A 6,609-nucleotide genomic window follows, 5' to 3' on the forward strand; every position below is an offset into this window, starting at 1 on the left:
GGGCCGATTCCTGAGCGGCGTGTCGATCGTGCAGGGGTTTGAGCACGGTGTGGCCCAGCGGCAGGTAGATCGATGCTGCAAAGATCACCAGGCCGGTGAATGCAAAGAAGAAGTGAAAGGGCAGGGCCAGCACGCCGGTCAGGTTGTGCAGGTCCAGTGTGCTGCGCTGAAGGTGCTTGCGAGGTCGGAACGTGAAGAACTCGCGGAACAGGCGGCGGTGGATGATGACCCCGCTGACCAGCGCGGCCAGCATGATGAAGGCCGCGAGGCCGACGATGAAGTACCCCGCGTTCTTCCATCTGAGATGCAGGCTGTAGTGCAGCGGGTAGAAGAAGGCGCTGCCGACCTTCAGCTGGTCATCGTTCAGAAAGACCCCGGTGCGCGGGTCGATGGTGGCGCGCGCGTGGATGTGGTTGTGCGCTGCAGGGTCTCGCGGATGGGGCACAGAGAAGTCGGCGCCGACCAGCAGCACCGGATCTCGGTGTGTGGTGTAAGCCCAGAACTCATCGATGGGCAGTGCTGAGCGGGGAGTCATGGGCCCTTTGTTGGCGTCGTGCAGCAGCGGCATCTTGGCTGCGTATTCGACGGCTGAGGGCTCGATCTGCGCCATCAGTGGCCGCAGCACCTGGTCGAACGACGGCATGGGCTGCGGCTCGAAGCGAGTTTGCGGAATGGCCCAACGATCGATCTCGCGGTCGAACACCGACAGCGAGCCGAAGAAGAAAACCACCATCAGCACGAAGCCGAGCACCAGTCCGAGCCAGGTGTGCATCCAGGTCATGGCCTGGCGAAAAGTCCAGTTCATGGTTGACCTCGTTTCATTGCATCAATTGGTGTTGCCAGAACAGGGCGATCGCCATCGAAACAGCTGCGCCTCCGCCCACGGCAAGCCACACCTGACTGAGTCGTGGCGTCGCGAACGACCAGAGGAACACCGCCAGGTAGACCAGGAAGGCTGCGATCAGGACGCCGTGCTCTGCTTCGTGGAAGTCGGATCCGTTGGCGACAAGTGCGACGACGGCCAGGGCGCAGAGGCCCCAGGTGAGCGCGTAGGCGCCCAGGATGCTGAGGGCAATGCGGTGGATCCAGGACCACCGGCTGGGATGGGGAGGGGGTGTGGGCATGAGGCGTGAAAGAGACGGGGCCGCAGATGTCCTTGCGCCACCCAGGGCATCGGTCGACACAAGAAACCGTCAAATTATAGAATGCGAATTCTTCTCATTAGCATTAAAAGCAAGATGACCCTTTCTGCTCTCCGCCTTTCTCCGCTGTGCCTGGCGGCCCTGTTGGCCAGCGCGTCCGCCATCCATGCCCCTGCCACTGCTGCAGAAGCAGCCAAGCCAGACTCGGTTGAGCCGGGTGAGGGCTCGTTGCCCGAGGTGCGCGTCAAGGGCACTCGGACGCAAGCCGACCGCCTGATCACGCAGACGCGATCGGCCACGGTGGGCAAGAGCCCGGTGAGTGTGAACGAGACCCCGTTCTCCATGGAGGTGATCGACGTATCGCAGATCCGTGAAACAGGTGCCCGCTCGGTCGAGGACGCGCTGGCTTACAGCGCCGGCGTGCAGGCCGGACGCTACGGCTTTGACACGCGAGGTGACTGGGCCGCCATACGAGGGCTTTCGCCAGCCGCTTACATCGACGGCCTGCGGGGCATCTATGGCTTCTACAACAACGTGCGCCCGGACCTCTACACGCTGGAGCGTGTCGAGGTGCTCAAAGGACCGTCTTCGGTGCTGTATGGACAGGCCGAGTTGGGTGGCATCGTGAACGCCGTGTCCAAGCTCCCCAAGGCAAAGCAGCACCGCGAGATCGAGGCGCAAATCGGTTCGCACAACCGCAAACAGGTGGCAGCTGACCTGACGGGCCCGCTGTCGGTCGATGGCCAATGGCTCTATCGCCTGGTGGCGCTCAAGCGCGACAGCGACACGCAGGTTGATCACGTCAGCGACGACGCGCTGGTGCTGATGCCCTCGGTGACATGGCAGCCCAAAGCCGGCACCAGCATCACGGCGTTGTTCACCCACCAGCAATACAAAGGCCAGGTGTCATCGCAGTTCCTGCCATCGAAGGGCACGATTGCACCAGCCCCGCGCGGACAGCTGTCAAGCAGCACCTTCGTGGGCGAGCCCGGATGGGACCGCTACGACACGCGCAAGAACGAGTTGACCCTGCTGGTCAATCAACGGCTGAGTGACAGCTGGCGTGCCAGCGCCACCTTGCGCAAAACCCACTCTGCGTCCATCACGCGCGAGCACTGGGCCACGGTGGGCGCTGTGCCCGATGACGCAGGCAACATCACACGCACCATTTACACGGCTGACCGCAAGACCGAGGTCTCGGCGGCCGATGCGAGGCTCGAGGGCGAATGGACGCTCGGCCCGACACGCCATCAAATCGGGCTGGGCATCGATCACCAGCACGCCTTCTGGCAGGAGTACAACTACTCGTACGGCTCCGGCACTGGCATCAACCTCTACAACCCTGTCTATGGCAGCGTGAACACCTCGGCCTTGACCTGGAGCGATCGACCTGACAGCAAGCTGATCCAGACGGGCCTGTACGCCACCGATCACATCACATGGGGGCCTTGGGTGGCTTCGGCGGCGCTGCGCCGTGACAACGCGCGCAACATCACTGTGGCAACGACGGGTCGGGAAGCTGTGGTGCGCAACGAGGCCACCACCGGTCGGGTGGGGCTGATGTACAAGTTCTCGTTGGGTGTTTCGCCCTATGTCAGCTATGCGGAAGCCTTCGTGCCCAATTTGGGCACCGATGGCACGTCGAGCGCCAGCTACCTCAAGCCCACCGAAGGTGAGCAAAAAGAAGCTGGCCTGAAATTCCTCTCCGACTCGGGTGACACCTCGCTCAATGTCGCGTGGTTCGACATCAAGGAGCGCAACCGTGTGGCCAACGCCACCACGCCGGGCGGGCTGGAGCAGGTCGGAGCCACCACCCGTGGCTGGGAGCTGGAGCTGAGACAGCGACTCGGTGCGCTCGAGCTCTCGGCCAACTACACCGACATGGATGCAGTCAATGCCCAGACGGGCTTGCGCTTGTCATCGGTGGCACAACGCATGGCCTCGACTTGGGCGCAGTACCGCTTGCCTGGTGGCTGGCGCGTGGGTGGGGGTGTGCGACACACCGGATCGGTCACCGGTGCAGCGGGGCAACCGGTGCTGCCGACGGTCACCTTGGTGGACGCCATGGTGGGCTATGCGACAGGACCGTGGGACTTCCGTTTCGATGTCCGCAACCTGGCCGACAAAACTTACCTTGCCTGGTGCCGGGCGCAGAACCAGGACTGCGGCTATGGCGCACGTCTGAACGCTGCACTGACAGCTCGCTACACCTTCTGAGGCTTGGGGCATGGCGCATCCGGCTGGTTAACCGCCAGCCTGTCGCGTCACCTGGTCGACCCGCCACCACCTCGGCAACAACGCCCGCACCTGCCCCCGCCCGTACCGGTCATCCAGCAGGTGCACCACCCCCTGGTCATCCGTCGTCCTGATCACGCGCCCCGCCGCCTGCACCACCTTCTGCAGCCCCGGGTACAGGTAATGAAAAGCGTAGCCGTCGCCCACGATCTCGTCCAACCGCGCCTTGATGTGCTCATTGATGGCGTTGACCTGCGGCAGGCCCAGCGTGGCAATGAACGCGCCGATCAGGCGCTGCCCGGGCAGGTCCACCCCTTCCGAGAACGAGCCGCCCAGAACCGCAAAGCCGATGCCCTGGCTGGTGGGCGTCATGCGGGCCAGGAAGGCGCGTTGCGCTTCTTCGCTCATGCCGCGCTGTTGCCGCACGACCGGCACGTCGGGGTGCGCGCGCTCGAAGTGGTCGGCCACGTCCTGCAGGTAGTCGTGGCTGCTGAAAAACGCCAGGTAGTTGCCGGGCCGCGCGCGGAATTGCTCGGCCATCAGCGCCACCATCGCTTCGCGTGAGCGGGCGCGGTCGGCGTAGCGCGTCGAGATGTGACGCGCCACCTTCACCTGCAGCTGTTCTGCCGAAAACGGCGACGCCACCTCGATGGCCACGCTGCCCTCCGGTGTGCCCAGCAGCGTCTCGAAAAAATGCGTGGGCTGCAGCGTGGCCGAAAACAGCGTCACGCTGTGCGCTTGCTTGAGCCTGCTTTGCAAAAAAGGCGCGGGCAGCACGTTGCGGATGCACAAGGTCGATCGCAGCTTGCGCGTGGACGCCTGCGAGCCGGGCTCGGGCGCCCAGTCGAACAGCGAGTGGCTGCCGAAGCTGTCGGCCAGCTTGCTCATCTGCAGGCACCCGAAGTAGAAGTTCTGCAGATCGGGATCGACCTCAGTCGGGTGCTCGGCCATGTGGTCGCCGATGGCCGTGCAAAGCTGTTGCAGGGCCAGCAGCCAGCTGTCGGGGATCTCGGTCAGCACGCGGTAGTCGGGCGCGTGGCCGTCTGCACCGAGTTGTGTTTTGTTGATGCCCTGCCAGGCGCGGTGCAGCTTGTCCAAAGGTTTTTTGAGCGCCGCGGGCCCGTGGTGGCGCATGCCTTGCAGCGAAGACTGCTGCAGTTCGCAGCTGTGCATCTTCCGGCCGCGTTCGACCAGGTTGTGCGCCTCGTCCACCAGCACGCCCACGCGCCACTGGCCTTGTTGCACCAGGCCGTGCAGCAGCGCGGTCTGGTCGAAGTAGTGGTTGAAGTCGCCCACCACCACGTCGGCCCAACGCACCATCTCCTGGCTCAGGTAGTAGGGGCACACCTGCTGGGCCAGCGCGATGGCGCGCACCGCTTCGTGTGTCAGGCTGCCTGCTGCCGCAGCGTGCGCGCGGGCGGCGGGCAGGCGGTCGTAAAAGCCCTGGGCCAGCGGGCACGACTGCCCGTGACAGGCGCGGTCAGGATGCTCGCAGGCCTTTTCTTTGGCTCTCAGCTCCAGCTCGCGCAAACGCAGCGTGGGGTGGTGCGCTCGCAGGCTCGCGATCGCATGCAAGGCGGCCGCGCGGCCCGATGTCTTGGCGGTCAGGAAGAAGACCTTGTCCAGTTTTTGCGTGGGGCAGGCCTTGAGCATGGGGAAGACGGTGCCGATCGTCTTGCCGATGCCGGTGGGTGCCTGGGCCAGCAGGCATCGGCCCGTGGCGGCGGCCTTGTAGACCGACTCGGCCAACTCGCGCTGGCCCGCGCGGAACTGCGGGTGCACGAAGGTCAACGCTGTGAGGCTGTCGTCGCGCGCGCGGCGGTGGGCCAGCTCTTGTTCGGCCCAGGCGGCAAAGCGCTCGCAAACGTCAACAAAGTGGGCTTGAAGGTCAGCGGCGGTGTGGCGTTCGCAAAGCACCGTCTCTTTCTGTGAGCCCACCTCGAAGTACACCAGCGCCACGTCGATGCGCTCGAGCCCGCGCTCGCGGCACAGCAAAGCGCCGTAGACCTTGGCCTGCGCCCAATGCAGGTGGCGGTGGTTGTCGGGGATGGCGTCCACCGAGCCCTTGTGGGTCTTGACCTCTTCGATGCGGTTGAGCTGCGGGTGGTAGCCGTCGGCGCGGCCTTTGACGTTCAGCAGGCCTTGTTGCGCGCTGAGCTTGACCTCGCTGAGGTAGCCAGCAGGCCGACGCGCGGTCACCAGCGCGTGCCCGGCGATGCCTTCCTGCGCGGTGGGCGTGGGCGTGAAGCGCAGGTCCAGGTCGCCTTGTTTGGCGACGAACTCGCACAGCTCGCGCACGCCGACCTGGAAGCGCGGGGGCTCGGTGACAGGCCCGGTCTGAGGGCCGGGATGGGGCTCGCTCGGGCGCTCACTTTGGGCTGGCATCGGGCTCGGGGCGTCGCGCGTTGCTTGCGCGATCTTCGGATGGGTCATCGCCTTCGGTGTGGGCGAGCTCGGCCTGGCTGCGCTCGAGTGCGCGCCTGACGGGCGAAGCCTTGGCCAGTGCCATCCACACGTCAAAGGGCAGGGTGCAGGCCTTGTGGCGGGCGGGGCGCAGCATCTCCAGCCTGCCGGTTTCGATGTCGCCGTGGATGACCCACACACCGAGCTCTTCGGGCAGCTCTTGTGGCTCGGCCAGGCCTTGGGGGAAGACGTAGTGGCATTCGCTGGCCAGCCACTGGTAGGAGCTGCGCTTGGCCGTGTGGCGCAGGTCGGAGAGCAGGTCGGCGCGGCTGACCTTGATCTCGTGCACCACGGGGTGCAGGTAGTTGGGGTTGCTGGTGCGTCGCACCGAGAACAGGTCGGGGCGAGCCAGGCGCCAGCGGTGGGCCTTGCGGGCGCTGGTGGCTTCGGGACCTGGTTCGGCGCCGGGCTCATCACCCTGCTCGGCGTCGGTGAGCTCGTCTTCCCAAAGCGGGGTGGGCTCGCCAGCCAGGGTGCGTGAGGGCACATCCGAATTCGGGTCTGTGCCCGCACTCGCATCCTCGGCTTGGGCCTTTGCACCAACCTCGACAGCCACCTTGGCGCGAAGCGACAGCTCGTGCCAAACCAGCCGCCCTGCATCCATCAGCACCTCTGTCATCCGCAGAGCAAGCTTGTCGTGGTCGCTCTCGGAGCGGCGTTGGGCCTGGCGGCTTTGGGCCAGAAGCGCGATGCCCGCGTCGGTCAGTCGCAGGCATTCGTTGGCGGGGTGGTCGCCCACCAGGCTCACCCAGCCGGCGGCCAGCAGGTC

General features: G+C 65.4%; 5 protein-coding genes. 1 reads left to right on the forward strand and 4 read right to left on the reverse strand.

The window, feature by feature from the left end; all coding sequences use genetic code 11:
* Positions 1 to 805: PepSY-associated TM helix domain-containing protein (locus tag B2W70_RS12265; RefSeq protein WP_286746052.1), on the reverse strand; the 805-nt coding region annotated here is incomplete at its 3' end.
* Between the two features lie 13 nt (positions 806 to 818).
* Positions 819 to 1,184, reverse strand: coding sequence for an iron uptake protein (locus tag B2W70_RS12270; protein ID WP_286746054.1), 366 nt, complete (start codon positions 1,182 to 1,184; stop codon positions 819 to 821).
* Positions 1,185 to 1,238: 54 nt separating this feature from the next.
* On the opposite strand from B2W70_RS12270, the gene B2W70_RS12275 reads away from it, so the two are divergent.
* The gene (locus B2W70_RS12275) at positions 1,239 to 3,359 is read left to right on the forward strand and encodes a TonB-dependent siderophore receptor (protein WP_286746056.1); all 2,121 of its coding nucleotides are present in this window, start codon (positions 1,239 to 1,241) and stop codon (positions 3,357 to 3,359) included.
* A 27-nt stretch (positions 3,360 to 3,386) separates the two neighbouring features.
* Here B2W70_RS12275 and B2W70_RS12280 read toward each other — a convergent pair whose 3' ends face one another.
* Entirely contained in the window at positions 3,387 to 5,762 is a 2,376-nt protein-coding gene (locus B2W70_RS12280) for an ATP-dependent DNA helicase (RefSeq protein ID WP_286746058.1), read from the reverse strand.
* Positions 5,746 to 6,609 (reverse strand): hypothetical protein (locus B2W70_RS12285; protein WP_286746060.1); only part of this gene is annotated, 864 nt, incomplete at its 5' end. The genes B2W70_RS12280 and B2W70_RS12285, both read right to left, overlap by 17 nt.

Source organism: Aquabacterium sp. UBA2148 (assembly GCF_002328915.1).
Taxonomy (GTDB): domain Bacteria; phylum Pseudomonadota; class Gammaproteobacteria; order Burkholderiales; family Burkholderiaceae_C; genus Aquabacterium; species Aquabacterium parvum.